Origin of the sequence: Sphingomonas sp., assembly GCF_025362505.1 — a bacterium.
Classification (GTDB): Bacteria; Pseudomonadota; Alphaproteobacteria; order Sphingomonadales; family Sphingomonadaceae; genus Sphingomicrobium.
In genome coordinates this window covers 1-24119 of record NZ_JANYGG010000122.1, presented here as the reverse complement: position 1 = coordinate 24119, position 24119 = coordinate 1, and the positions used below count along the sequence as shown (strand labels likewise).

27 protein-coding genes are annotated in these 24119 nt (G+C 66.4%); 12 read left to right on the top strand and 15 right to left on the bottom strand.

Annotated elements, in window-relative coordinates:
• Positions 1–106: 106 nt before the first annotated feature.
• From Q0R27_RS11850 to Q0R27_RS11825, 6 genes are all read right to left on the bottom strand, one after another.
• Positions 107–532: a biopolymer transporter ExbD gene (locus tag Q0R27_RS11850; RefSeq protein ID WP_293945034.1), complete on the bottom strand. Its 426-nt coding sequence runs from the start codon at positions 530–532 to the stop codon at positions 107–109.
• Positions 533–550: 18 nt separating this feature from the next.
• Positions 551–1039 (bottom strand): biopolymer transporter ExbD, encoded by a 489-nt coding sequence (locus tag Q0R27_RS11845; RefSeq protein ID WP_293945025.1) that lies wholly within the window; start codon positions 1037–1039, stop codon positions 551–553.
• A gap of 70 nt (positions 1040–1109) precedes the next feature.
• Entirely contained in the window at positions 1110–1871 is a 762-nt protein-coding gene (locus tag Q0R27_RS11840) for a MotA/TolQ/ExbB proton channel family protein (RefSeq protein ID WP_293945023.1), read from the bottom strand.
• Positions 1872–1904: 33 nt separating this feature from the next.
• Positions 1905–2561 carry an energy transducer TonB gene (locus Q0R27_RS11835; RefSeq protein ID WP_293945022.1) on the bottom strand — a complete coding sequence of 219 codons (657 nt, stop codon included), beginning with the start codon at positions 2559–2561 and terminating at the stop codon, positions 1905–1907.
• Between the two features lie 188 nt (positions 2562–2749).
• Positions 2750–3166, bottom strand: a complete 417-nt coding sequence (locus tag Q0R27_RS11830; protein WP_293945021.1) for a dihydroneopterin aldolase — start codon at positions 3164–3166, stop codon at positions 2750–2752.
• Entirely contained in the window at positions 3163–3897 is a 735-nt protein-coding gene (locus tag Q0R27_RS11825) for an SDR family oxidoreductase (RefSeq protein WP_293945018.1), read from the bottom strand. Before Q0R27_RS11825 ends, Q0R27_RS11830 begins: the two co-directional genes overlap by 4 nt.
• Before the next feature lie 75 nt (positions 3898–3972).
• Between Q0R27_RS11825 and Q0R27_RS11820 the strand changes: the two genes are divergently transcribed.
• The 6 genes from Q0R27_RS11820 to Q0R27_RS11795 all read left to right on the top strand — a co-directional run bounded on the left by Q0R27_RS11820 (position 3973) and on the right by Q0R27_RS11795 (position 8261).
• Entirely contained in the window at positions 3973–4548 is a 576-nt protein-coding gene (locus Q0R27_RS11820; RefSeq protein WP_293945013.1) for a DUF1285 domain-containing protein, read from the top strand.
• Entirely contained in the window at positions 4545–5147 is a 603-nt protein-coding gene (locus Q0R27_RS11815) for a CoA pyrophosphatase (RefSeq protein WP_293945012.1), read from the top strand. The genes Q0R27_RS11820 and Q0R27_RS11815 overlap by 4 nt, the downstream gene beginning before the upstream one ends.
• Entirely contained in the window at positions 5137–6345 is a 1209-nt protein-coding gene (locus Q0R27_RS11810; protein ID WP_293945010.1) for a CCA tRNA nucleotidyltransferase, read from the top strand. Before Q0R27_RS11815 ends, Q0R27_RS11810 begins: the two co-directional genes overlap by 11 nt.
• Before the next feature lie 10 nt (positions 6346–6355).
• Positions 6356–6937 (top strand): sigma-70 family RNA polymerase sigma factor, encoded by a 582-nt coding sequence (locus Q0R27_RS11805; RefSeq protein ID WP_293945008.1) that lies wholly within the window; start codon positions 6356–6358, stop codon positions 6935–6937.
• Positions 6924–7640, top strand: coding sequence for an anti-sigma factor (locus tag Q0R27_RS11800; protein ID WP_293945006.1), 717 nt, complete (start codon positions 6924–6926; stop codon positions 7638–7640). Before Q0R27_RS11805 ends, Q0R27_RS11800 begins: the two co-directional genes overlap by 14 nt.
• A gap of 150 nt (positions 7641–7790) precedes the next feature.
• The gene (locus Q0R27_RS11795) at positions 7791–8261 is read left to right on the top strand and encodes a fasciclin domain-containing protein (RefSeq protein ID WP_293945031.1); all 471 of its coding nucleotides are present in this window, start codon (positions 7791–7793) and stop codon (positions 8259–8261) included.
• A gap of 123 nt (positions 8262–8384) precedes the next feature.
• Here the strand turns inward: Q0R27_RS11795 and Q0R27_RS11790 are convergent, their stop codons facing one another.
• The 4 genes from Q0R27_RS11790 to Q0R27_RS11775 form a co-directional block, all read right to left on the bottom strand.
• Positions 8385–10166: an EAL domain-containing protein gene (locus Q0R27_RS11790; RefSeq protein ID WP_293945003.1), complete on the bottom strand. Its 1782-nt coding sequence runs from the start codon at positions 10164–10166 to the stop codon at positions 8385–8387.
• A 67-nt stretch (positions 10167–10233) separates the two neighbouring features.
• Positions 10234–11628 (bottom strand): porin, encoded by a 1395-nt coding sequence (locus Q0R27_RS11785; RefSeq protein ID WP_293945001.1) that lies wholly within the window; start codon positions 11626–11628, stop codon positions 10234–10236.
• Positions 11629–11733: 105 nt separating this feature from the next.
• A complete protein-coding gene (locus tag Q0R27_RS11780) occupies positions 11734–12714 on the bottom strand; it encodes a sulfate ABC transporter substrate-binding protein (RefSeq protein WP_293945029.1) in 981 nt (326 codons plus the stop codon).
• Positions 12715–12855: 141 nt separating this feature from the next.
• Positions 12856–13305: an Rrf2 family transcriptional regulator gene (locus tag Q0R27_RS11775; protein ID WP_293944999.1), complete on the bottom strand. Its 450-nt coding sequence runs from the start codon at positions 13303–13305 to the stop codon at positions 12856–12858.
• A 103-nt stretch (positions 13306–13408) separates the two neighbouring features.
• Between Q0R27_RS11775 and Q0R27_RS11770 the strand changes: the two genes are divergently transcribed.
• Positions 13409–14095, top strand: coding sequence for an aquaporin (locus tag Q0R27_RS11770; RefSeq protein WP_293944996.1), 687 nt, complete (start codon positions 13409–13411; stop codon positions 14093–14095).
• On the opposite strand, the gene Q0R27_RS11765 is transcribed toward Q0R27_RS11770, so the two are convergent.
• From Q0R27_RS11765 to Q0R27_RS11755, 3 genes are all read right to left on the bottom strand, one after another.
• A complete protein-coding gene (locus tag Q0R27_RS11765) occupies positions 14030–15319 on the bottom strand; it encodes a SulP family inorganic anion transporter (protein ID WP_293944994.1) in 1290 nt (429 codons plus the stop codon). The two genes, Q0R27_RS11770 and Q0R27_RS11765, sit on opposite strands and share 66 nt — an antisense overlap.
• Positions 15320–15382: 63 nt before the next feature.
• On the bottom strand, positions 15383–16450 hold the full coding sequence (locus Q0R27_RS11760) for a glycosyltransferase family 1 protein (RefSeq protein ID WP_293944992.1): 1068 nt from the start codon (positions 16448–16450) through the stop codon (positions 15383–15385).
• A gap of 2 nt (positions 16451–16452) precedes the next feature.
• Positions 16453–17304 (bottom strand): UDP-2,3-diacylglucosamine diphosphatase, encoded by an 852-nt coding sequence (locus Q0R27_RS11755; protein ID WP_293945027.1) that lies wholly within the window; start codon positions 17302–17304, stop codon positions 16453–16455.
• A gap of 622 nt (positions 17305–17926) precedes the next feature.
• On the opposite strand from Q0R27_RS11755, the gene Q0R27_RS11750 reads away from it, so the two are divergent.
• The 3 genes from Q0R27_RS11750 to Q0R27_RS11740 are packed head-to-tail and all read left to right on the top strand — an operon-like array spanning position 17927 to position 19710.
• Positions 17927–18919 carry a TerC family protein gene (locus tag Q0R27_RS11750; RefSeq protein WP_293944990.1) on the top strand — a complete coding sequence of 331 codons (993 nt, stop codon included), beginning with the start codon at positions 17927–17929 and terminating at the stop codon, positions 18917–18919.
• Positions 18919–19206, top strand: a complete 288-nt coding sequence (locus Q0R27_RS11745) for a zf-TFIIB domain-containing protein (protein ID WP_293944989.1) — start codon at positions 18919–18921, stop codon at positions 19204–19206. Before Q0R27_RS11750 ends, Q0R27_RS11745 begins: the two co-directional genes overlap by 1 nt.
• Before the next feature lie 36 nt (positions 19207–19242).
• A complete protein-coding gene (locus tag Q0R27_RS11740; RefSeq protein WP_293944988.1) occupies positions 19243–19710 on the top strand; it encodes a TerB family tellurite resistance protein in 468 nt (155 codons plus the stop codon).
• Positions 19711–19823: 113 nt separating this feature from the next.
• On the opposite strand, the gene Q0R27_RS11735 is transcribed toward Q0R27_RS11740, so the two are convergent.
• Together Q0R27_RS11735 and parC are read right to left on the bottom strand one after the other, a co-directional pair.
• A complete protein-coding gene (locus Q0R27_RS11735; RefSeq protein WP_293944986.1) occupies positions 19824–20174 on the bottom strand; it encodes a hypothetical protein in 351 nt (116 codons plus the stop codon).
• Between the two features lie 116 nt (positions 20175–20290).
• A complete protein-coding gene (gene parC, locus Q0R27_RS11730) occupies positions 20291–22537 on the bottom strand; it encodes a DNA topoisomerase IV subunit A (protein ID WP_293944985.1) in 2247 nt (748 codons plus the stop codon).
• Between the two features lie 94 nt (positions 22538–22631).
• Between parC and Q0R27_RS11725 the strand changes: the two genes are divergently transcribed.
• Positions 22632–22934, top strand: coding sequence for a type II toxin-antitoxin system HigB family toxin (locus Q0R27_RS11725; RefSeq protein ID WP_293944983.1), 303 nt, complete (start codon positions 22632–22634; stop codon positions 22932–22934).
• A gap of 15 nt (positions 22935–22949) precedes the next feature.
• Positions 22950–23315 (top strand): transcriptional regulator, encoded by a 366-nt coding sequence (locus tag Q0R27_RS11720; protein ID WP_293944981.1) that lies wholly within the window; start codon positions 22950–22952, stop codon positions 23313–23315.
• Positions 23316–24119 lie beyond the last annotated feature (804 nt).

The window sequence follows — 24119 nt, the reverse complement described above, 5'->3', positions numbered from 1 at the left end:
CAACAAGCGGTTATTGCCCTTCTGGCTCGGGCAAAATTTTTCGTCACGAAAAAGGGCGGCCCCGCCAAGGACCGCCCTTTGTCATTCGATTGATGTGCCGAGCGCCCTAGAACGCCGTCATATAGGCTTCGTTGCCGACGAACCCCATCTTGGTGACGTGCGCCTGCTTGGTCACCGCGAGCACCTGATCGACCACCACGTAACGCGCATTGGCGTCGGGCTGGAGGTGAAGCTCGGGGACCGGGTTCATCTGCTGGGACACGTCGAGATAGGTGCGCAGCTGCTGCAGCGTCACCGGCGTACCGTTCCACAGAATCGCGCCGGTCTGGGTAATGACCAGTTTGTTCTTGGTCGGCTCGACTGGCGGCGGTGGGGTTTCGCTGTTCTGCGGAAGGTCGAGCTTGACCGCGTGAGTCTGCGGCGGAATGGTGATGATCAGCATGATGATCAGCACCAGCAACACGTCGATCAGCGGCGTCGTGTTGATTTCCATCATCGGCTCGGCTTCGGCGTTCAAGCTCGTGGTTTGCATCGACATCTTGGCGAATCCTTAAAGTCGTGCAGCCGGGGCGCCGCCCGGCTGGGAAATGAAGCCGACCCGGGCAAAGCCCGCCAGCTGCATCGTGTAGATCGCCCCGCCGATGCAGCGGTAGGGCGTGTTGATGTCGCCGCGGATATGCGCCTCGGGCATGTTTTCCTCGGTGATGTTCTGCACGCCGCCGACTTTGTCGACCTCAGCCTTGAGCTTCGCCACCGCTCGGTCGAGCAGTTCGGTCGAGCTCAACTTTGTCATGTTCCAATAGACTTCGCACGACCCGTTGGGCGCGCCCCTGACCGTCAACGAGACGTTCTCGGGCTTGGTCTGCGTCACTTCATAGCGAACGCTCGGCAGCTTGATCGGGACGGTCTGAAGCACGACCGGGACGGTGATCAGGAAGATGATCAGGAGCACCAGCATCACGTCGACCAGCGGCGTCGTGTTGATGTCCGAGATCGGCACGGCTTCGTCGTCACCGTCTTGCTTTACGCTCATCGCCATGGGCTGTGGCTTTCCTTCGTATATTCAAACTTCACCGGGCGGGGAAAGTCCCCGCCCGGGTAGTTGGCGTCTAGCGTGTGGTCGACGGAGCAAGCGGGGCGCTGGCGCTCTTGGCCGGTGCGGTCGCCGGACCGATGCCGCGCGGCTTCACCGCCCCGGACGACATGATGTAGCCATGCACGTCGTTGGTGAACGCCGCGAGATCCTCGATGATCGACTTGTTGCGGCGGATCAGCCAGTTGTAGGCGAGCACCGCGGGAACCGCGACGACCAGGCCGAGCGCGGTCATGATCAGCGCTTCGCCGACCGGGCCGGCGACGGTGGTGATCGACGCATCGCCCGACGCACCGATCTTGATCAGCGCGCGGTAGATGCCGATGACGGTGCCGAACAGGCCGATGAACGGCGCGGTCGAACCGACCGTCGCGAGGAAGGCGAGGCCTTCACCAAGGCGCGCGCCGATGCTGCCCTGCGAGCGAGCGAGGCTGTTGGCCATCCACTCATGCTGGTCGACCGGATCGGTCAGCTTGCCGTGCTGCTCTTGCGCGACGAGCGCGTCGTCGACGATCGAGCGATATGCGCTGCGTGCCTCGAGCTTGATCGCGGCATCCTTGAGGTTCGGCGAATTCCAGAAGGATGCGCGGACCTTGTTTCCCTGATTCATGATCTTCTGCTGCTGCAGCAGCTTGGTGAACATGATGTAGAAGGTGCCGATCGACATGATCACGAGGATCACGAACACTGACCAGGAAATCACGCCACCTTCGTGGAGTGCCTGAAACAGGCCGTAGGGATTGTCGCCTGCCGGCGCTGCGGGAACTGGATTCTGCATGGCTTGGTCTTCCTTTGAAATTCAATTGGTCGGTTATTCGGCGGGAACCCGCCAGGTGATCCGCTGGGAGTAGGTATCGGTCGTCGGCGCGCCATTGCTGTCCATCGCCGGGCTGAAGCGTGCCCGACGGCGCAGGATGTTGCAGGTGGCATTATCCAGCGCCGAAGAGCCACTCGACGAGGTGATGTTGCACCCCGACACGCGTCCATCGGTGCCGATTGTCAACTGCACGGCGGTGGTCCCCTGCTCGTTCGCGCTGAGCGCCGAGTTCGGATAATCCTCCGACGAGAACAACCCGATCAGGCTACCCTTGGCGCGCGCCGATTCCCGCTTGACCGGCGCCGGCGGAGCCGGCGGGGCGGGCGGGGCACGCATGGTGATCACCGGCGGCGGCGCGACCGAGACCGTCTGGATCTGCGGCGCCATCGTGATCATCCGGACCATCGGCGGCGGCGCCACGACCTGCGGCGGCGGAGGCGTATTCGGTTTCTGCTCGGGCGGCGGCTTTTCTTCCGGCGGCGGAGGCGGCTCGGTCACATCGAACGTCTTCAGATCGGTCGCCGCCTTCTTCAGCACGTTATAGGCGAGGCCGGTTACGAGGGCGTAACCGAGAACGATGTGCAAGAGCGCCACGACGATGATCGACACCGTCCGGTTGGAACCCATCTGCTGGCGATTGGCGTATGACATTAAGCCGCAACTCTCCTCGTGTAGCCGTAGTATTCCACGGTCGAATCGGGCTTATTTACTCGTCCCGACCCTTGTTCGATCCGCCCGATGTATCAACATATCATCGAAACGGAATCGAGCCTCATTAATGAACGCTCAATGGAGCCGCAACCGATTTTGTTCCGTACCCGGCGCAGGCCTGCTGCGAATCACGGGGCGCTCCCCGTGAAAGAGGCGATTTCGACCCCCACCCCGCGCGCATCGGTATAAATATCGGGCTTCGCGCTCGCCACCCGCAGTGCCTTTACCCCGTGACACGCAGCGAACCGCTCGAACAGCGCATGAACGAATGTCTCCTGCAGGTTATAACGGCGTTCGCCGGCGATTCGGCGCACTTCCTGGTGCAGATAATCATAGTTCCACGCGCCTTCCGGTGCATCGCCCGGCGGCAGGTCGAGCGCCTCGAGCCATATCTCGACGCTGATCAGCAGTCGCTGCGGCGTGCCGATCTCGAAATCGTGAAAACCGATGTCGATCATCACTTCGAGCGAATCGAGCAGGATGCGACTCTGGCGGACCTTCAGATGGTCCGGCACGAGGCCCTTCAGTTTAACCGGCTCGCTCATTGGTCCTCCAAATATTGGACGTCGCGGGAAAGCTGCCAGAAGCGCTGCCCGCCATCGATCGTCATCACCTCGCCGGTCACGGCGTGCGCCTCTACGAGATAGCGCAGCGCGCGCACCACGTCATCCGGCTCGACTCCCCGCCCGAGCGGGTTGAGCGCATGGACCCGCGCGAAATTGGCGTCGTCCTGCGGTCCTGACGGCAGCATCAGCGCCGGTGCAATGGCGTTGACCCTGATCCCGTCCCCCGCCAGCGCCCGCGCGGCCAGTTCGGTCAGCCCGGCGAGCGCCTGTTTCGACAGCGTGTAACTGAGGAAATCGGGGTTGGGCGCGGCGAGCTTGGCGTCGAGCAGGTTGACGACCAGGCTCCCCCGCGGCGCCACTCGCGCAAACGCCTCGATCAGCAGCGCCGGCGCGCGCGCATTGACCGCCATGTGGGCATCGAACTCGGCGGCCGAAAAAGACCCGAACCCATCGCCGGCGAAGCGCGCGGCATTGTTGACCAGCAATCGCAGCGCAGGAAGCCCGCGCGCGGCCTCGACAATCGCCGCCGCCGCCAAGGGATCGGCAAGATCCGCGGCCACGCGCACCGCCCCGTCCGGCACGGGGTCTTCACCACGATGGACATGCGCCACCACCGTCCAGCCATCGTCGATCAGCGCCCGCGCCAACGCCGCGCCGACCCGCTTCCCCGCCCCTGTGACGATCGCCGTGCGCTGTTCAGCCTCGCTCATCGCCCCGCCCTGCCGCCGCCGGCGGCGCGGCGCAAGACTGGATTGCCCGGCTGCCCGCGAGTAGAGCGGCGCTCGATGCCTGAATCCAATCCTCTGATCGCGCTCGCCGGCGGTTCGCTCGACGCGCTGGCGAAGGCGCTCGCCGGCCGCTCCCTGCCGCCAGTCGAACGGTGGCACCCCGCGCATTGCGGCGACAGCGAGATGGTCATTCACCGCGATGGCCGCTGGACCTATCGCGGCGAGACGATCGGCCGCGACGCAATGGTCCGCATGTTCTCGACCGTGTTGCGCCGCGAGGCCGATGGCAGCCACGTCCTCGTCACCCCGGCCGAGCGGCTGACGATCGCGGTCGACAGCACCCCCTTCCGCGCCATCGCGATGACCAGCGAAGGGGCCGACGAAACCCGCCGAATCGCGCTCGAGATCGATCATGCCGACGCGCTGATCGTCGGGCCCGACCATCCGCTGACGGTGATCGACACGCCCGCCGGCCCCTCGCCGCGCGTCCTCGTTCGCGGCGGGCTCGAGGCCGAACTCGCCCGCCCGCTCTACTACGAACTCGCCGAGATCGCGCTCGCCGAAGCCCATGACCCGCCCGGAGTGTGGTCGAATGGCGCCTTCTTCTCGCTCACTCCCGCGGCGGCGGCATGACCCTCGCCGCACGCCTCGCCGCCGCCCTCGCCACCGCGTCGCCCAAAGGCATTTCGACCGGCGACCACGGCCACGACGACCTACCCGACGAGACCCGCGAGGCCGCCGTCCTCGTCGCGATCACCGACCGGCCCGAGCCCGGCCTGCTGTTCATCGTCCGCCCCGACGCGATGCGCCTCCACCCCGGACAGGTCGCCTTTCCCGGTGGCAAGGTCGATCCCGACGACCGCGACCCGGCCCACACCGCGCTGCGTGAAGCATGGGAGGAGCTCGCGATCGACCCGGCCATGGTCGAACTCTGCGGTCTCGCCGACCCCTACCGGACGATCACCAATTACCGCGTCACCCCGGTCGTCGGCGTCATCCCCCCCGACCTTTCGATCAAGCCCGACCCGCGCGAGGTCGCGGACTGGTTCGAGGCGCCCCTGGCGTTCGTCCTCGACCCCGCCAACCATCACCGCGAAACAATCGAGGTCGACGGCCGCCAGCGCGTCTACACCCGGATCGGCTGGCAGGACCGCAACATCTGGGGGGCGACCGCGGCGATGCTCGTCAACCTCGGCCGTCGCCTCCGCACCGGCGAACTCCATGGCGCTTGATCCCGCCGCCTGGCGCACCCGGCCGGGCATGGACAGCCTGCTCGACGCACTCGATGCGAAGCACGGCGCCACCCGCCTTGTCGGCGGGGCGGTGCGCGATCTCGCGCTCGGGCTTCAGGACGCCGACCTCGACCTCGCCACCCGGCTGCGCCCCGAAGACGTCATGAACCGCCTCGCGGACGCCAGGATCAAGGCGATCCCGACCGGCCTCGCCCACGGCACCGTCACCGCCGTCGCGTCGGGCACGGTGGTCGAGATCACCACCTTGCGTAGCGACGTCGCAACCGACGGTCGCCGCGCCACGGTCGCCTTTACCGACGACTGGGCGGCCGACGCCGCGCGGCGCGATTTCACCATCAACGCGCTCTACGCCGACCCGTTGACCGGCGAGATGTTCGACCCGACCGGCAAGGGTCGGGCCGACCTCGAGGCCCGCCGCGTCCGCTTCATCGGCGAACCGCTCGAGCGAATCGCCGAAGACCACCTTCGCATCATGCGCTTTTTCCGCTTCCACGCGCGCTTCGCCGCCGGCGCCCCGGACGAGGCGGCACTGGCCGCCTGCACCGCCCGCGCCAACGACCTGATGGCCCTGTCGCGCGAGCGCATCGCCGACGAATTGCTCAAGCTGCTCGCGCTCGCCGATCCGCTCCCGACGATCCGAACGATGGTCGCGCACGCCATCCTCTTGCCCGTCCTGCCCGAGATAACCGAGACCGACCGCCTCGCCACGCTCCTCGCCGCCGAGCACGCCGCCGACATCCCCGGCGACCCGCTCCGCCGCCTCGCCGCGCTCATCCCGCAGGACCCGCTCACCGCCGAGAAGATCGCCGCGCGCCTTAAGCTTTCGGTCAAGGCGCGCAGACGCCTCGCGCTCGCCGCCGCGACCACCGACCTCGGCAGCCGCGAGGTCCACGCTTACCGCCTCGGCACCGAGAGCGCGATCGACCGCCTCCTGCTCGCCAACCGCCCCGCTGATGCCGTGGCGATCGCGACCTGGCCAATCCCCCGCCTGCCGATCTCGGGCGGCGACCTCATCGCGAAGGGCGTCCCCCAGGGCCCGCTCGTCGCCCGCACGCTCAAGGCGATCGAACAGGCCTGGCTCGACGCCGGCTTCGCGGCGGGCGCCGACCTCGACGATATCGTCGCGGGCGCCATCATCGATCACGGCGCCATTGCCCGCCCGTCCGCCGCGCGATAGACGCGGCTGCGTGGACATTCGAACGCCTCGCCCCGCCGATCCCGCCGCCCGCGAGCGGCTGACCGAAGCGCTCGTCGCCACCGGTCGCGAGGACCGCACGGCCTTCCGCGCGCTCTATTCGCTGACCTCGGCGAAGCTATTCGGCGTCATCTTGCGTATCTGCAACGACCGGCAGGCCGCGGAGGAAGTGTTGAGCGACGTCTATCTTACGATCTGGAAGCGAGCCGGCGCCTACGAGCCCGGTCGGGCGAGCCCGATCAGCTGGCTGGCGACGATCGCTCGCAACCGCGCGATCGACTGGCGTCGCTCGGTCGCGCGCACTCCCTCGACCCCGCTCGACGAGGCCCCCGACATCGCCGACGACCGCCCCAGCGCGATCGACACCATCGTCGCCGACGAGAGCGCCCGCCAGCTCCACCTGTGCCTCGACGCGCTCGACGAAAAGCAGCGCGTGGCGATCCGCACCGCTTTCTTCGACGGGCTGACCTATGCCGAGCTCGCCGAGCGCCAGGCGGTCCCGCTCGGCACGATGAAAAGCTGGGTCCGCCGCGGCCTTCTCCGGCTCAAGGAGTGTCTCAATGACGCCGCCTGACCTGCTCGAAACCCCCGGCGGGCCCGATCCCGACGTCGCCGCAGCCGAGCTCGCGCTCGGCCTGCTCGAAGGAGACGACCGCGCCGCCGCGCTGCGCCGCCAGCTCGCCGACCCGGCCTTCGCGCGCGAAGTCGAACATTGGCGCGAGCATTTCGCTACCCTCTTCGCCGGCACCCCCGAACGCGCCCCGCCGGCCGCGCTGGCCGATCGGATCGAAGCCCACCTCGACCGCCCCATGCTGGCGCCCCGCGCCACCTCGACGCCGGGCTTCTGGCGCCCGCTCGCGCTCGGCTCGATGCTCGCCGCGGCAAGCCTCTCGGGCGTGCTCGTGGTGCGCCCCGACACCCCTTCCGCAATCCCCGGCCCGCAAGTGCAGATGGTCGCTGCGATGGCGCTCGCCGACGGCAAGACCGCCCCGCTTGCCGCCTATTACGACCCCGACCGCCGCCTTGTCCGCATGCCCGGTCCGATGCCGATTCCCGCCGGTCGCAGCGCCCAATTATGGGCCATCAAGGCCGGCGAGCGCCCCCTCGCGCTCGGGCTGTTCCACGTCGTCGGCAACACCGTCGTCGCCGACGCCAAGACCACCGGGGCGATCGCCGCCGGCACCATGCTCGCCATCTCGTTCGAGCCCGAAGGCGGTTCCCCCACCGGCCAGCCGACCGGCCCGGTCGTCGCCAGCGGCGCGCTCAGCAAGGTCTAGCACCCCGCTGCATCCGCCCTGCAACCCGGTCCGTATCTCCCTGAGCTCCCCCCTTTGGAGCCCCCACAGGAGATACCGATGAAAACCGCCCTTCTTGCTCTCACCGCCACGCTGGCGCTGATCGCCGTCCCCGCCACCGCCCACAACCCGATGGTCGGCGGCGCCGCGATGTATCCGACCAAGAACATCGTTCAGAACGCCGTCAACTCGCGTGACCACACCACGCTGGTCGCCGCGGTCAAGGCCGCCGGCCTCGTCGACACCCTTTCGTCGAAGGGCCCGTTCACCGTCTTCGCGCCGACCAACGCGGCCTTCGCCAAGCTCCCCGCCGGCACCGTCGAGACGCTCGTCAAGCCCGAGAACAAGGCCACGCTGACCACCATCCTGACCTATCACGTCGTCCCCGGCCGGATCACCGCCGGCCAGATCTCGGCGATGGCGATGAAGCATCACGGCACCGCGACGCTCAAGACCGTCCAGGGCGAGAACCTCAAGTTCCGCAAGGTCGGCAAGGGCTTTCAGGTGATCGACGCCAAGGGTGGCAAGGCCAACATCACTATTGCCAACGTCATGCAGTCGAACGGCATCATCCACGTCATTGACAGTGTGCTGATGCCGTAACGGGTCGCCCCACCCACGAGGCAGGCGCAGGTTCCGCGCCGCCTCTGGCGACCCCGAGGGACGGGCGGCGGATTGTGCCCTCTTTGCCGCCGCCCGGATCCCTCAACCGCTGCCGGCAAGTTGCTACTTGCCGATCTTTCGTCGCGACTTCCAATAATCCAGCGCCTCTTCGGCGGCGAGCGGCTTGGCGTAATAAAACCCCTGTCCGCTCGCGCAGCCCAGCGTCGCCAGCGTCGTCGCCAACTCGACCGTTTCGATCCCCTCGGCCGTCGTCGACATGCCGAGCGCCTCAGCCAGGCTCAGCACCGCGCGCACGATCGCGACGCTGTCGGGGTCGCCCATCATCCCGGTAACGAAGCTGCGGTCGATCTTGAGCACGTCGATCGGCAGCCGCTGGAGATAGGCGAGGCTCGAATAACCGGTCCCGAAATCGTCCATCGCCACCGTCGCGTCGAGCGCCTTCAACGCATCGAACACCCGCGTGGCGCGCGCCGGGTCCTGCACGATCGAGCTTTCGGTCAGCTCGAGAGACAATCGCGCGCCGGCCAGCCCGCTCGACCTGAGCGCGCTCGACACGACCTGCGCGATGTCGTCGCGCGCGACCTGGATCGCCGACAGATTGACCCCGACATACAGCGGCAGCGGCCCGCCCGCTTCCTTGTCCCACCGCGCCAGCGTCTGCGCCGCCGCGTCCATCGCCCACCGCCCAAGCGTCAGGATCAGCCCGCTCTCCTCGGCCACCGGAATGAACTCGGTCGGCGAAATCTCGCCGCGGTCGGGGTGGTGCCACCGCGCCAGTGCTTCGAACCCCGCGACCTCGCCCGATTTCAGGTTGATCAGCGGCTGGTAGAACAGCTTGAGCTCATCCTTGTCGAGCGCCCGGCGCAGCTCGGTCTCTATGGAAAATCTCCGTCGTGCCGCGCTCGCCTCGCCCGGTTCATAGACCAGCGGCCGCCCGACCTGCTTGGCCTGCTTGACCGCGAACTGGGCGTTACGGAACAATTCCTCGCTGTCCTGCCCCGGCTGCATCAGCGCCGCGCCGATCGCGCACTCGACCTTGATCTCCAGCTCCGACAGGCGGAATGGCGCGGTCATTACCTGCTGGATGCGCTCCGCCGCAGCCAGCGCATCGTCGACCCCGTGCCGCGTGCCGACAAGGATCCCGAACTCATTGCCCCCGGTGCGCGCCAGCACGTCGCCCGATCGCAAGGTCGACACCAGCCGCCGCGCGAAGGTGATGAGCAGTTCGTCGCCGGCCAGGCTCCCCATGCTCTCGTTGATCCGGCTGAAGCGCAGCAGGTCGACCACCAGCACGGCGTAATCGTTGGCGCCGAGCACTGGGCCCATCGCATCCTCGCTCCGCGCCTCGCCCGCCTTTTCGATCTTCTCGGTGAAGCCCAGCCGGTTGGGCAGGCCGGTCAAACTGTCGCGCAGCATCTCCGCCCGCAGCGCCCGTTCGGCCTCGACCTCGATCGTGCGGTCGACCAGGCTGACGAGGCAGCGCGGCTCGTTGTTCGCGGTATCGCGCGGCAACGGCGCCAGCTTCATCCGGAAATAACGCGCGGCAAGCCCGTCGCCGTCGCGGAAATCCATTTCGTCGACGGCGTCGGCGGCAGATGCCAGATAATTGCCGAGCAGCTTCGCGATCCGCCCTTCCCTGAGCAGCGGGAGACGTTCCGCGTCGAACTGGGTCTTGGTCGACTCCTCGATCGATTGCCTGAGCCGCGTGTTCCACGCGACCAGCTTGAGCGTGCCCCTGCCGCCGCGCCCGATTACCCCCGCCGCGATCGGCAGCGCATCGAGCAACACGCGATCCTCGGGATTTGCCGACACCTTGCCCCCACCCGACTCGAACACGTCGGGCACGCCGGTTCGAGCCGGATCGCGAGAGGTCGCAGCCTGCATCACCAAGGGCTTACGCCCGACCAGTTAATTCTCCGTTGCGGGCGAGGGCTAACCGCTTGCCCCTCCGTCAGAAATCGAAATGGAGGCGGGTCGCGAAGGCATCACCCGCGGTTGACGATCCGACCGGATCGAGCGGGGTGTTATTGCCGCTGAACCGCACCCAGTTGAGCATCAGCTTGGCGAACGGGTTGAAATACCAGTTCAGCCCGAGCGTTACGCTGCGCGCCTTGTTGCCCGCCCGCGCCATGACTGGCGTGTCTTCGAGGTCGATCTGATCATAGCGCAGCGCCACTTCAAACGCGCCCAACCCATCCTTGCCAAGCTCGCGATAGGGTCGCAGGCGATCGAAATTGCCGCCTTTGAAGGTTCGCTTTTCGCCGGTCAGCGCATAGGCCGCATAGCCATAGAAACCCGTGAAATGACTGTTGCCCAGCGTCGCGCGGTCGAGCCACAACCGGCCGGCCTCGGCGGCCACGGTCAGCGGACCCAGCACGGCGGCCGCTTCCACGCCACCATAACGCAACGACTTGACCCCGGTAATCACCCCGCTGTCGGCGATATTGCCATTATCCACCCGGATATTAGGCCGTTCGCTCAGGCGCACCGCGTCGGCGACATCACCCGACTTGAGCGACGACCGATAGAATCCGGCGACCCCGAGGTGCAGGATCTTGCCCGGCTGGGATACCGGCTCCCACGTCGCGCGTCCGTTGAAGCCCCAGCTTTCGTCCGGCGTGTTGGTCACGACCGTGGCCGTTGACCGGCTGATGCTTTCGTTGTCGCCAAACACCCCCGCGGCGATGTTGATCGTGTCGCGCGGCGCCCAAGCGGCGGACAGGCCGATCCGCCGTTCCGCCCCGACATTGCCGAACGCATTGGTGAACATGCCGCGTTCGAGGAAGATGTTGTAATTGTCGCTGTTGTTCGACTCCAGCCCGAACGGCGCCTTGTGCTGACCAATCGTGATCACCGTCTTGGGAATCTTGGTGTACTGCAAATACGCGTCGGTGATGTTCACGACATCGCCGGCGAAGTCCGCCTCGACCCGATAGTTGAACCATTTGAACGCGGTTCCCTCGAGCCCGATGCGGGCACGCCGGAACGCCGTCCCGTCGTTGTAATCATAGCCCCCACGCCGTTCATGGAACAGCACGGCGTCGGCGTCGACCACCCCGCGCGGCTTGAATGTGAACGCCCCGCTGGGCTCGCCGAACGTCGGCGCCCAGCCGAACTGGACCGCCTTCGCCGAGCGGGTCTCGACCGACTGCAGCCGAGTGCGATCGAACTCGACCTGCTGTTCGAGTTGGGCGTTGCGCGCCTCCACCTGGCGCAGTCGGGCCTCGAGCGCGTTGAGCCGGTCGAGCACCGGATCACCCGTTAGTGCGGGAACCGCCGCCGGTTGGGCAAGCGCGGGAGACGATAAGAAGAGCAGGGTCACCCCCGCTAAAAACAGCTTGCGCATGATAAACTCCGACAGTCTGTGGGCGACTGGATCGCCCGGGTTTTCAGAATATTCTGGCTGATAGCTCGGCGGATGCGGCTGCCCGCCCCCGTCCATGCATGATCGTCAGCGCTTCACCGCCTCGATGATCTGGTCGAACGTTGCGCCGTCGGCGAAGTGCGCCGCCTGCGCCTTGCTCCACCCGCCGAAATTGCGATCGATCGTGAACAGCGCGATGTTCGGGAAGCGCGCCCGATACTTCGCGGCCACCGCCGGATTGCGCGGCCGGTAGTAATTGCGCGCGATGATGTCCTGCGCCTCGGGGGTGTAGAGATACCGCAGATAGGCCTCGGCCGCCTTGCGCGTTCCCTTCGCATCGACCACCTTGTCGATCACCGCGACCGGCGGTTCAGCCAGCACCGAGACCGACGGCACGACGATCTCGAACTTGCCCTTGCCGAGCTTGTCGACCGCCAGGAACGCCTCATTCTCCCACGCGATCAGCACGTCGCCGATGCCGCGTTCGACGAACGTCGTCGTCGCGCCGCGCGCGCCACTGTCGAGCACCGGCACGTTGGCATAGAGCTTCGACACGAACTCGCGCGCCTTGACCGCGCTATGGTCGCGCCGCGTCGCATAGCCCCACGCCGCGAGGTAGTTCCAGCGCGCTCCGCCCGACGTCTTGGGGTTGGGCGTGATCACCTGGATGCCGGGCCGCACCAGGTCGTTCCAGTCGTGGATCCCCTTGGGATTGCCCTTGCGCACCAGGAACACGATGGTTGAATAATAAGGCGTCGAATTGTTCGGCAAGCGCGCCTGCCAGTTTGCTGGAAGGAATTTCGACCGCTGCGCGATCTCGTCGATATCGTACGCCAGCGCCAGCGTCACGACGTCGGCCTTGAGCCCGTCGATGACCGCGCGGGCCTGCTTGCCCGACCCGCCGTGACTCTGGCGGATGGTCAGCGCCTGGCCGGTCGAGGCCTGCCATTTCTTCGCGAAATTGGCATTGATCGCTTCGTACAGTTCGCGCGTCGGATCGTACGATACGTTGAGCAGTTCGGCTGGCGCCGGCGCGGCGACCGCGGGGGTCATCCCCGGCATGATCATCGTCGCGATCAGCGCGGCACCGGCAAGGAAAGTTCGGCGATTGGGCGTCATGGTCAAGTCCCCGGTTTAAGGTCCCCACCCTAATACCCCTATTCCCCTACTAGAGAATAGGGGTATTGCTCGATCCGGCGTTCGATCGGCTCATTCTACCGCTGCGAGGCGCTCCTCCCACACCGCCCCTTTCGCGAGCGATATCCCGTCTAGGATCTCGGTGCTCCGGTCGCGCAATTCGGAAAACGCCCGGCGGATCGCGCAGGTCTCCTCGTCATGGCAGTCGCCGCACGGCGCGTAGAAGTTGACGCTCGCGCAACTGACCAGCGCGATCGGCCCCTCCATCGCGCGAACGATTGCGCCGAACGAGATCTCCTCCGCGGACCGCGCCAGCAGATAGCCGCCCTTGGGCCCGCGCTCGCTCGTCACCAGCCCGGCCTTCTTCAGGTCGAGCATGATCAGCTCGAGATATTTCGGCGGCACCTTCTGGCTCGACGCGATGTCGGCCAGCCGCACCGGCCCCTGTCCGACCTGCCCGGCTCCGGATTCGACGAGGAACAGCAGCGAGCGAAGCGCATAGCGGGTCTTTTGAGAAAGCATGGTCGATCGATAGGGTATCTTTTCGTCAAGGACCAGCCAGCGCGCCAGCTGCGGACAGTTTCAACTGTCTCCATTTTGCCGCACCGATACGCTAAGCTGCGCCATGCTGACCGCGCCCCCCTCCCCGCCACTCTCCCGCCGCCTCGCCGCCGAGGCGCTCGGCTCGTTCTTCCTGTTCGCCGCGGTGATCGGCTCGGGCGTCATGGCCGAGGCGCTGGCCGGCGGGAACATCGCCGTTGCGCTCATCGGCAACACGCTTGCCACCGGGGCGATGCTGTTCGTGCTGATCACCATCTTCGGCCCCGTCTCGGGCGCGCATTTCAACCCCGCCGTGACGCTCGTCATGGCCGCCCGCCGCGCGCTCGCGTGGCGCGACACTTTGCCCTATCTCGCGGCGCAGCTAGGTGGCGGCCTGCTCGGCGCGCTCGCCGCCCATTTCATGTTCGGCCTGCCGCTGTTCCAGCTGGGGTTGAAGGCCCGCGCCGGGCCCGGCCAGTTCATGGGCGAGTTCATCGCCACCTTCGGGTTGCTCCTGACCATCATCGGTACCGTCCGCCACCGCCCCGCCTGGGTCGCTCCGGCGGTCGCGCTTTACATCGTCGCGGGCTATTGGTTCACCTCGTCGACCAGCTTCGCCAACCCCGCGATCACCCTGATCCGCAGCCTGACCAACAGCTTCGCCGGCATCGCCCCGGTCGACGTCCCGCTGTTCATCGTCGCGCAGCTACTCGGCGCCGCCGCCGCCGCGCTCCTCGCGCCGCTGCTCTTCCCCGACGAGCCGACCGCCTGAGCCCCGCACAAGTTTCAGCCCAAGTCCCAGCGCCGTTCCGACCGCGATCGCCATCGTTAGGTCCGCCACCACCGTCAGCACCATCGTCAGCGCAAACAGCAACCGCTCAGGGACCGGCTCGCGCCACCGCTCGCCCCACCGCGCCGGCTCGCTCATCGTCCACGCCGTGACCAGCAGCAGCCCGGCCAGCGCAGCCATCGCCAGATAGCCCGCGAGCGGCGCCGCCACCGCGATTACCGCCAGGATGATCAGCGCATGCATCAACCCGGCCATCGGCGTCCGCCCGCCCGCCCGCACATTGGTCGCGGTCCGCGCGATCGCACCCGTCGCCGGCAGCCCGCCAAACAGCGGCGAGGCGATATTCGCCGCCCCTTGCGCCAGCAGTTCGGCGTTCGAGCGATGCGCGCTCCCGATCATGCGGTCGGCGACCTTGGCCGACAGCAGCGACTCGATCCCCGCCAGGAACGCGATGATCAGCGCCGACGGCAGCACCGCCCACGCCAGTTCGATCGACAGCGGTGGCAGGTGCGGCCACGGCAACCCCGCCGGCAACGCCCCATAGCGCGAGTGAACGCTGTCGACCGGCAGCACCAACAGCACCGCCGCACCGCTCGCCAGCACCACCGCGACCAACGGCCCCGGCACCCGCGGCGCCCACCGCCGAAGCGCAAAAATCATCACCACGGTCGCGACCCCGACCGCCACCGCCGCGCCGTTGGCGCTCCCCCGCGCCGCCCACAGCGTCGCCCCTTGCGCAAAGAACTTCGCCGGCAGATGCGCCACCGTCAGCCCGAGCAGGTCCTTCAACTGACTGACCGCGATGACGATCGCGATGCCGACCGTGAACCCCTCGATCACCGCCTCGGGGACCAGCTCGATCAGCCGCCCCGCGCGCAGCACCCCGGCGACGACCAGGATCACGCCTGCCATCAAGGTCGCCAGCAACAGCCCGTCAAAGCCATGCGACTGGATCACGCCATAGACGACGACGATGAATGCCCCGGTCGGCCCACCGACCTGCACCCGGCTCCCGCCCAGCGCCGAGATCAGGAATCCGCCGATCACCGCTGTCACCAGCCCCGCCGCCGGCGGCGCCCCCGACGCGATCGCGATCGCGATGCTCAGCGGCAGCGCGACCATCGCGACGGTCACCGCCGCCAGCGCATCCGCACTGAACTGGCGCCCGGTATAGCCCGGCAGCGTCGTCAAGATTTTCGGCTTCATCGCTGTCCCTGGCTGGAGTCGCCCCCGCATTAGCAGCAATATCGCACGGAGCCTGATTCAGGGTCAGGCCAGCGCGAGCGCCCCGCTCACCGCCCTCACCCGCCGCGTCGCCAGCCCGGCGACGAACGCCTGCGTGCAGCGCGACCAGTCATAATTCGCCGCCTCGACCCGGCACGCCGCGCGGTCGGCGGTCAGCGCTACCATGATCGCGCGCGACAGATCTTCGTCGAGCGCGCCCACCCGCTGTGTCCCGCCATTCAGCCCGCACCCGTAGGCGCCGACGATGTCGAGCGGCCCGCGCACCGGATAGGCCGCGACCGGCACCCCGCTCGCCAGTGCCTCGACATTGACCAGCCCGAACGTGTCGGTCCGGCTCGGGAAGACGAACACATCGGCGGCGGCATAGGCCGACGCCAGTTCCGCGCCGTGCAGCGCCCCCAGGAACAGCACCCCGGGATAGTCGGCCTTGAGACGCTCGAGCGCCGGTCCGTCGCCGACCACGACCTTGGTCCCGCCAACCGTCGTATCGAGGAACGCGCTCAGATTCTTCTCGACCGCGACCCGCCCGACGCTGAGCTGAATCGGCCGCGGCAAACCGCGCATCGCCGGGTGCGGCGCGACGTCGGGTGTGAAGGCGCCAAGGTCGACCCCCAATGGCCAGCGGTGGACCGGCGAAATCCCCCGCCCGGCCAGCTCGTCGGCCAGCGCCGCGGTCACCGCGAAAGTCCGCTCCGCGCCCCCATGAAACCGGCGCATCACCGGCCAGAACAGGTCAGCCGGAAGCCCCGTACGAAGCGCGACATAATCGGGAAAGCGCGTGTGAAACGAGGTCGTGAACCCCAGCCCGCGCCGCTTGCACCAACCCCGTGCCGCCCACCCCAGCGGCCCCTCGGTCGCAAGGTGCACCGCTTGGGGCGCGAACAGGTTGAGCAACCGCCGCACCCGCTTGCCCGGCAGGATCGCCAGCCGGATTTCGGGATAGGTCGGACAGCCGATCGTGCGGAACTTCGCCGGGGTGATCGTCAGCACGTCGTGCCCGCTCGCGCGCAGTCGCTCGGCGGTCGTCGCCAGCGCGCGCACCACCCCGTTGACCTGCGGCGCCCACGCATCGCTGACCAGCGCGATGCGCATCGTCAGGCGACCTCGGCCGCTACCGGCCTGCCCGCTGCCCGCGCCGCCGCCTTCTCGGCGCGCACCTTCGACGCCCAGTCGAGGATCTCCATCGTCCCGTCGGCATGTTCGACCAGCGCGGTGCAGCTTTCGACCCAATCGCCGTCGTTGTAGTAGGTCACGTCACCGATTTGGCGAATTTCGGCCGAGTGAATGTGCCCGCACACCACTCCGTCGGCACCGCGCTCGGCCGCCGCGCGCGCCACCGCTTCCTCGAAGCTCGAGATGAACGCGACCGCGTTCTTGACCTTCTTCTTGAGATGCGCGGCAAGCGACCAGTAGGGCAGTTTGAACCAGCGCCGCACCGCGTTGACCGTCCGGTTGAACTTGAGCAGCATGGTGTAGGCATGGTCGCCGAGGAAGGCGAGCCACTTGGCATAGATCACCACCCCGTCGAACTCGTCGCCGTGGACGATCAGCAGCTTGCGCCCGTCGGCGGTTTCGTGGATCGCCTCGGGCATGATCTCGACCCCGCCGAAGTGCAGCCCGACATAGTCGCGGAACGCCTCGTCATGGTTGCCCGGCACATAGACCACGCGCGTGCCACGCTTGGCCTGCTTGAGCACGCACCGCACGACGTCGTTGTGGCGCGACGGCCAATACCATCCCTTGCGCAGCTGCCACCCGTCGACGATGTCGCCAACCAGGTACAAGGTCTGGCAATCGGTCGAGCGCAGGAAGTCGAGCAGCAGCTCGGCATTGCATCCCGGCGTGCCGAGGTGCGTGTCCGAAATCCATACCGTCCGATACGTCGTGCGCGGCCGACCCTTGTTGAAATGCGCCGGTTCGTCGAACCATTCGGGCGTCGGGATCATCGCCGTCTTCAGCCCGGCAAGCGCGCCCGGCCCAATTTTCTTGCCCCGGCCAATGGTCATCGCCGTCTCTCCACCCCTGGATACACTGCGCGACCCCTACGTCAGAGAGGCGACATTAGCGTTTCACTAATGTGCCAATTTGGTGACGAGCACGGCGTGCGACAGCCCGCTTGCCGGGTGGGCCAATTCGGAGGTCGCCGCGTCGCTACAGACCGCCGCCGGCCTGCCCGCCGCGCAGCCAACCGCCGCGGCGATTGCAAGGCCAGGACAGCGCTCCTGTTGGCGATGCTCCACAAGCTCGGCATCGACGCGGCCCCGGTCGCGGTCAGCATCAACGCCGCCTACGGCGTCGAACCGCCCGCCGCCACGCACTAGCAAGGACCGTCACCGCCAGGTCGAACTTGGTGCACCAGCCCACGATCTGCGGCGTGGCGAGCCCCATCGAGAACCACAAACGCCGGCACGCCTTGAACTGCGCGGCGCGCTTGCGTATATGCACGTCGCGGGCCGGGCCCCTCTGGCGACCAATCGGTCGTGATGTCGGACCGCATCGAGTGAGCTCGATGCCGGGTCCAATTGTCCGAAACCCGCTCGAGCTGCACTCCCTGAAACGGAGGCGGCAGTGGAATTTTTCCTGATCGAATGGCTCGGCAAACCGGCCTGGATGTGGCTCGGTTTCTTCGCGATCGTCGCGGCGCTGCTGGCGCTCGACCTTGGCGTCCTGCATCGTCGGCCCCGAGAAATCGGGGTTCGCGAAAGCCTGCTGTTATCGGCCGGATACATGACACTCGGCCTGTCGTTCGGCGGCCTTGTATGGTGGCAACTCGGCGAGACCGCCGGCCTCCAATATCTGACCGGTTTCATCGTCGAGAAGAGTCTGGCGCTCGACAATATCTTCGTCATCGCGCTGATCTTCGGCTTCTTCGCCATCCCGCGACTGTATCAGCATCGAGTGCTGTTCTGGGGCATTCTCGGCGTCATCGTGCTGCGCGCGATCATGATCGGCATCGGCGCCACCCTCGTCGCCCAGTTCAGCTGGGCGCTCTACATCTTCGCCGCCTTCCTCGTCCTGACCGGAATCAAGATGTTGATGGTCGAAAACAACACCGCCGACCTGTCGAACAACCCGTTCCTGAAGCTGCTCCGCCGCCGCTTCCGCGTCACCGACACCCTGCACGGCGAACGGTTTTTCGTGACGCTGCCCGATCCCGCGACGGGCAAGGCGGTCCGCTTCCTCACGCCACTGTTCCTGGCGCTGATCCTGATCGAGATCGCCGACATCGTGTTCGCGGTCGACTCGGTGCCGGCGATCTTCGCGATCACCACCGATCCCTACCTCGTCTACACCTCGAACATCTTCGCCATCCTAGGGCTGCGGGCGCTCTACTTCGCGCTGGCCGCGGTGCTGCACCGCTTTGCGTATCTGAAGCAGGCGCTCGCCGTCCTGCTGATCTTCATCGGCTCGAAGATCTTCGCCGCCGACCTGTTCGGTCTCGAAAAATTCCCCGCGTCGTGGTCGCTCGGGGTGACGTTCGCCATCCTCGCGGCGGGGATATTCTATTCGCTGTGGCGAACCCGCTCGTCGCTTCAACCCATTTCAAACGGAGATATCTGATGCCGCTGCTGCTCTGCCCCAACGACAATGGTTCGATGCAATCGGTGACGCGATCGGGGGTCGAATTCGACATCTGTCCGCAGTGTCGCGGCGTCTGGCTCGACCGCGGTGAACTGGAAAAGCTGCTCGCCGCCGCCGACGGCGATCCGTCCGCCGACCGCGCGGCCCCGCAGCAGCCCTGGTCGCCGCCGCAGCCTGACCGTTCGCAGATGCGCCGCGACCGCTATTCGGACGACGATTATCGCCGCCCCAAGAAGCGTTCGAGCATCTTCGACATTTTCGACTGATCGATCCCCGCACACCGCAACACCAGGAGGAAAACCATGCCCTACCGCCGTTCGCACGCCCGCTTCTCGAAACGATCCTGGCAGGACTTCAACGACGAAGTTCACCGCGCCCTCAACGAAGAACTGATGGTCGGCATTGTCGGCGGCTGCGCACTCGTCGCCTATGCCGACGGCTGGGTGACCGAGGAGGAGCGCGTCCGCATGCTCGGGCAGATCCGCGGGTTCGAGCCGATCGCCGCCTTCGGTCTCGATGACGTCATCGTCACCTTCGAGGCGATGACCGCGCACTTCGCCACCGATCAGCAGGCTGGCGAACAAGCCGCATTCGACGCCGTCGCGCGGCTCAAGGGCGTCGGCCCCTACCCGCGGCTGTTGGTCGAGGCGTGCTGCGCAATCGCCGCCGCGGACGGCGGCTTCGACGAAGAAGAACGCCTCGCCGCGATCCGCATCTGCGAAAAGGTCGGCGTCGATCCCGCCGACTTCGAACTGGCGGAAGCGCCGTAGGACCGGGGCGTCAGGTGGAAATTCGTGGCACTGTCGCCATAATTTCCAACGCCCCCTCAGCCTCGCTCAATCGGTCGTGGGGCGCCGCGAAAAGCGCTCGTCCTGCCGGCCGCCTAGGCATGGCAAACGGGAAGGGACCAGGTATTTGGAGTAGCGACCGGCGTACCGCTCGGTTTGGTCTTCGAGCCAGGCTCGGTCGACCCCGCGGCCGAAGCGCGCGCCACCGAGCAGCACAGCGGAGGCACATGTTTGTCCGGTTCGGTGGTGGCCCGATCGTTCGCGCCCGCGCCTTTGGTCTTGATCGCACTTAGATCAGCGGCGGCGGCGGCGTCCGGCACGGGCGCGCTTGCGACACAATCCACCCCGCCCGCACCTTTGGTCTTGATTGCATGAGCTGCGGCAATGTCCGCCGCACCGCTCGCCAGGAACGCCGCGGCTGCCCAAAAGCCAATTTGCCTTCTCATGTCATTCTCCCCCTTTGTCGTGCGTTGGTCCGCGCACATCCGTCCCGCAGGTGGATGCGGTCGAGGTCATTAAGCCAGGCTTAACCGGCCGAACGGGGACAACGCGCTAACCGCCCTCACCCCTCGAACTTCCCGTTCCTGGGAAACCCGATCGGCGCCATCCGCCCCCCGGCACCGCGCACCGCGCGCCACGCCGACAGATCGCCCTCGGTCCGCACCCGCCCGCTGCCGCCACCCTGCGGCCAGCTCAAGCCCTCGCCCATCTTCACCGCGACCGCATCCGACAGCCCGCCATCGCGATAGCGTTGCAGCTGCACGCCCGACCCGCGCCCCATCTCGGGCAGCTCGGCGAGCGGGAACACCAGCATCTTGCGGTTCTCGCCCACCACCACGACCGCGTCGGCCCCATCCGGCACCACGCGCAGCACCGCGACCTTCGCCCCGGGACGCAGATTGACCAGCTGCTTGCCCTTGCGAGTCTCGGCCATCACCGCCTCGCCGTTCGTCACGAACCCGCGCCCGTCAGACGACGCCACGAGCAGCTTCATGCCAACGCGCACCACCGCGAACGCCACTATCTCGACCTCGGCCGGCAGGTCGATCGTCAGCCGCACCGGCTCGCCGAACCCGCGCCCGCCGGGCAATCTGTCCCCGCCCAGCGTATAGGCCCGCCCGTTCTCGCCCAGCAGCAGCAACTTGTCGGTGGTCTGCGCATGGAACGCGAACCGTGGCCCATCCCCCTCGCGCCACTTCTGCTCGGCCACCTCGGCCAGCGCGACATGCCCTTTCATCGCCCGCACCCAGCCGCGCTGCGACAGCATCACCGTGATCGGCTCCTTCTCGATCATCGCCGACCAGTCGAGCACCTTCGCCCCGCCGCTAACGACCTCCTCGATCGCCGTCCGCCGCGCGTCGCCGAACTTGTCCTTCACGCCGCCCAGGTCGCGCTTCAGCTTGTTCCTCTGCTTGAGACGGCCAGAAGCATCAGCTACGATCAGCCCCGCCAACCCCTCGCGTTCCTTGACCAGCCCGTCGCGCTCTTTGCGGATCTCCATCTCCTCGAGCCTGCGCAACCGCCGCAGCCGCATGTCGAGCACCGCCTCGGCCTGCCGGTCGCTCAACCCGAACTCCGCCACCATCACCGGCTTGGGCTCGTCCTCGGTGCGGATGATCTCGATCACCCGGTCGAGGTTGAGGAACGCCACCAGGAACCCCTCGAGCAGCTCCAGCCGATCGTCGATCTTTCCGATCCGCACCGTCGCCCGCCGCACCATCACCTCGATCTGGTGCGCCAGCCACGCGGTCAGCGCCTGCTTCAGGCTCATCACCCCCGGCGTCCGGTGCTTGTCGAGCACGTTCAAGTTGAGCGGGAACCGCACCTCCAGCTCGCTCATCCGGTACAGGCTCTCGAGCAACAATTCCGGGTCGACCGTCCGCGACCTGGGCTCCAGCACCACGCGCAGCGTCTCCGCGCTCTCGTCGCGCACATCCGCCAGAATCGGCAGCTTCTTGTCCCCGATCAGCCCGGCGATCGCCTCGATCAGCTTGCCCTTCTGCACCCCGTACGGGATCTCGTGGACCAGCAGGTGCCACCCCCCGCCCTTCTCGCGCACCGTCTCGATCTTCGCGCGCAGCCGAAAGCTCCCCCGCCCGGTCGCATAGGCCTGCGCGATCGACCCCGGCCCGTCGACCAGCACGCCGCCGGTCGGAAAGTCCGGCCCGTGGACAAAGTCCATCAGCGCCGAGTCTTCGGCGCCGGGGTTCTCGACCAGGTGGATCGCCGCGTCGATCAGCTCGGCCACATTGTGCGGCGGGATCGAGGTCGCCATCCCCACCGCGATCCCGCTCGATCCGTTGGCGAGCAGATTGGGGAACAGCCCGGGCATCACCTCGGGCTCTTCCTCCTCGCCGTTATAGGTCGGCTTGAAGTCGACCGTACCCTCGTCGAGCCCGGCCATCAGCGCCTGCGCGATCCCCGTCAGCCGCGCTTCGGTATAGCGATAGGCGGCGGCATTATCCCCGTCGATGTTGCCGAAATTGCCCTGCCCGTCGACCAGCGGATAGCGCAGCGCGAAATCCTGCGCCAACCGCACCATCGCGTCATAGACCGACTGGTCGCCATGCGGATGATATTTGCCGATGACATCGCCCACCACCCGCGCGCATTTCTTGTACGCGGACGCCGGATCGAGCTTGAGGAGACGCATCGCCCAGAGAAGACGCCGGTGAACGGGCTTCAGGCCATCGCGAACATCGGGCAGCGACCGAGCCGTGATCGTCGAGAGGGCATAAACCAGATACCGCTCGGACAGAGCGCTATCGAACGGCGTGTCGATGATAAGGTCGGCGGGGGATTCGGGCATGGGCTGGGGTTAGCAAGGGCGAGAGCGGGCGGCTAGCACCATCCCGCCCGTTCGATTGGCTTGACTTCCCACCATGGGAAGTCTACTTAAACCCATGCGGCTGATCGCGCAAAGCACCCTCGTTGCCTTCGCCGAGCGCAACCCGCAGGCATCGGCCTCGCTGCTCCACTGGCGACGGTTGGTGAAGGATGCGCAATGGTCGACCATCGCAGAAGTTCAGGGCGCGTTTTCAAAGGCCAGGGCGCTCAATGGCGAGCGCGTTCGCTTCGAGATTGCCGGCGGCGATTTCCGCCTGATCTGCGCATTCGATTTTCGCCGGTCGATCGCCTTCGTGAAGTTCGTCGGCACCCATGCCGACTATGACAAGGTCAATGCACTGACCGTGAACCTGTTCTAAAGAAAGGCCCGAGCCATGGACATCCGCCCCATCCGCACCGATCACGACCACGCCGCCGCGCTTGCCGAGATCGAGGCGCTGTGGGGCGCGCCCGAGGGCAGCGACGACGGCGACCTGCTCGATATCCTCGTCACTCTGGTCGAGGCTTATGAGGACCGCCGCTGGCCATTAGCCGCCGCCGACCCGGTCGAAGCGATCGAGGGCGCGATGGCGCACGAAGGCCGCACCCGCGCCGATCTCGGCCGTCTCATCGGCCCCTCCCGCGCCACCGAAATCCTCCAGCGCAAACGCGCCCTCACCCTCCCCATGATCCGCAAGATCGCCAAGGAATGGCATGTCCCCGAACGGCTGCTGGTGGGAGAGTATGCGGTGCGGCGGTAGGGGGTGGATTTTGTGCACTGTCACCGTAATTGTGTCACCGTAATTGGTGTCGATGATGAGGTCGGCGGGGTTCGAGCATGTGAACGGGTTAGCAGGGGGGGCAGACGTCGAGGCACTAAGCGAGACTGCCAACCGACGAAATAGCCCCACTATCGGGCAAGCCACCAGCAGTCTTCTGGAAACGTGTCACAGAACATTTGTAAGGAAGCAGAATTCTTTGATGCCCGTGAACAAATAAGCGAACTCAGTAAATCAACTCCAACCACCGTCTCCGAATACTTTATACCATGAGGCTTTAAAATTAACTTTAGCCCACCTTTGCCTGACATGCCGACAACGTCAACTTTTTGCCCCACATATGTCTCGATAGTCTCTGGATCAGCTAGTATCCAGTCTTCAGCTACTCGGTCTTTTATGTACACACTATATGATTGGGTCCCGATTCCAGCCTCATCTAATCCAGCACAAATCTCCTGACAAAAAGAACCTAGTTCAGCAGTACGGTCTTCGCGATCGAGCAATATTGCAATGTGTCTATATCTGTTCCCCAAAAGCCTGACCTGAGTCATGATCTGCTTCACGATCACATGAGTTGGAAAATTATCGCCATTGCCAAGTTTACGTACGGGTGACCCCTTGCAACACTTCTCGATGACCTTTTTTTCTAGGGTCAGGACCCATTGATTTGAGAGGCGCGATCTGATTCAGGCTCCGCAAGGAGACGGAGCATGAGCAACCTGTACTGGCTGACGGACGAGCAGATGGCGCGGCTTGAGCCGTATTTTCCCAAGAGTCACGGCAGGC

What these genes read in the sequence shown, in the direction of transcription:
- Q0R27_RS11850 (WP_293945034.1), bottom strand. Translation starts at nt 532, where the DNA reads ATGCAAACCACGAGCTTGAACGCCGAAGCCGAGCCGATGATGGAAATC.
- Q0R27_RS11845 (WP_293945025.1), bottom strand. Translation starts at nt 1,039, where the DNA reads ATGGCGATGAGCGTAAAGCAAGACGGTGACGACGAAGCCGTGCCGATC.
- Q0R27_RS11840 (WP_293945023.1), bottom strand. Translation starts at nt 1,871, where the DNA reads ATGCAGAATCCAGTTCCCGCAGCGCCGGCAGGCGACAATCCCTACGGC.
- Q0R27_RS11835 (WP_293945022.1), bottom strand. Translation starts at nt 2,561, where the DNA reads ATGTCATACGCCAATCGCCAGCAGATGGGTTCCAACCGGACGGTGTCG.
- Q0R27_RS11830 (WP_293945021.1), bottom strand. Translation starts at nt 3,166, where the DNA reads ATGAGCGAGCCGGTTAAACTGAAGGGCCTCGTGCCGGACCATCTGAAG.
- Q0R27_RS11825 (WP_293945018.1), bottom strand. Translation starts at nt 3,897, where the DNA reads ATGAGCGAGGCTGAACAGCGCACGGCGATCGTCACAGGGGCGGGGAAG.
- Q0R27_RS11820 (WP_293945013.1), top strand. Translation starts at nt 3,973, where the DNA reads ATGCCTGAATCCAATCCTCTGATCGCGCTCGCCGGCGGTTCGCTCGAC.
- Q0R27_RS11815 (WP_293945012.1), top strand. Translation starts at nt 4,545, where the DNA reads ATGACCCTCGCCGCACGCCTCGCCGCCGCCCTCGCCACCGCGTCGCCC.
- Q0R27_RS11810 (WP_293945010.1), top strand. Translation starts at nt 5,137, where the DNA reads ATGGCGCTTGATCCCGCCGCCTGGCGCACCCGGCCGGGCATGGACAGC.
- Q0R27_RS11800 (WP_293945006.1), top strand. Translation starts at nt 6,924, where the DNA reads ATGACGCCGCCTGACCTGCTCGAAACCCCCGGCGGGCCCGATCCCGAC.
- Q0R27_RS11795 (WP_293945031.1), top strand. Translation starts at nt 7,791, where the DNA reads ATGGTCGGCGGCGCCGCGATGTATCCGACCAAGAACATCGTTCAGAAC.
- Q0R27_RS11790 (WP_293945003.1), bottom strand. Translation starts at nt 10,166, where the DNA reads ATGCAGGCTGCGACCTCTCGCGATCCGGCTCGAACCGGCGTGCCCGAC.
- Q0R27_RS11785 (WP_293945001.1), bottom strand. Translation starts at nt 11,628, where the DNA reads ATGCGCAAGCTGTTTTTAGCGGGGGTGACCCTGCTCTTCTTATCGTCT.
- Q0R27_RS11780 (WP_293945029.1), bottom strand. Translation starts at nt 12,714, where the DNA reads ATGATCATGCCGGGGATGACCCCCGCGGTCGCCGCGCCGGCGCCAGCC.
- Q0R27_RS11775 (WP_293944999.1), bottom strand. Translation starts at nt 13,305, where the DNA reads ATGCTTTCTCAAAAGACCCGCTATGCGCTTCGCTCGCTGCTGTTCCTC.
- Q0R27_RS11770 (WP_293944996.1), top strand. Translation starts at nt 13,409, where the DNA reads ATGCTGACCGCGCCCCCCTCCCCGCCACTCTCCCGCCGCCTCGCCGCC.
- Q0R27_RS11765 (WP_293944994.1), bottom strand. Translation starts at nt 15,319, where the DNA reads ATGAAGCCGAAAATCTTGACGACGCTGCCGGGCTATACCGGGCGCCAG.
- Q0R27_RS11760 (WP_293944992.1), bottom strand. Translation starts at nt 16,450, where the DNA reads ATGCGCATCGCGCTGGTCAGCGATGCGTGGGCGCCGCAGGTCAACGGG.
- Q0R27_RS11755 (WP_293945027.1), bottom strand. Translation starts at nt 17,304, where the DNA reads ATGATCCCGACGCCCGAATGGTTCGACGAACCGGCGCATTTCAACAAG.
- Q0R27_RS11745 (WP_293944989.1), top strand. Translation starts at nt 18,919, where the DNA reads ATGCCGCTGCTGCTCTGCCCCAACGACAATGGTTCGATGCAATCGGTG.
- Q0R27_RS11740 (WP_293944988.1), top strand. Translation starts at nt 19,243, where the DNA reads ATGCCCTACCGCCGTTCGCACGCCCGCTTCTCGAAACGATCCTGGCAG.
- Q0R27_RS11735 (WP_293944986.1), bottom strand. Translation starts at nt 20,174, where the DNA reads ATGAGAAGGCAAATTGGCTTTTGGGCAGCCGCGGCGTTCCTGGCGAGC.
- parC (WP_293944985.1), bottom strand. Translation starts at nt 22,537, where the DNA reads ATGCCCGAATCCCCCGCCGACCTTATCATCGACACGCCGTTCGATAGC.
- Q0R27_RS11725 (WP_293944983.1), top strand. Translation starts at nt 22,632, where the DNA reads ATGCGGCTGATCGCGCAAAGCACCCTCGTTGCCTTCGCCGAGCGCAAC.
- Q0R27_RS11720 (WP_293944981.1), top strand. Translation starts at nt 22,950, where the DNA reads ATGGACATCCGCCCCATCCGCACCGATCACGACCACGCCGCCGCGCTT.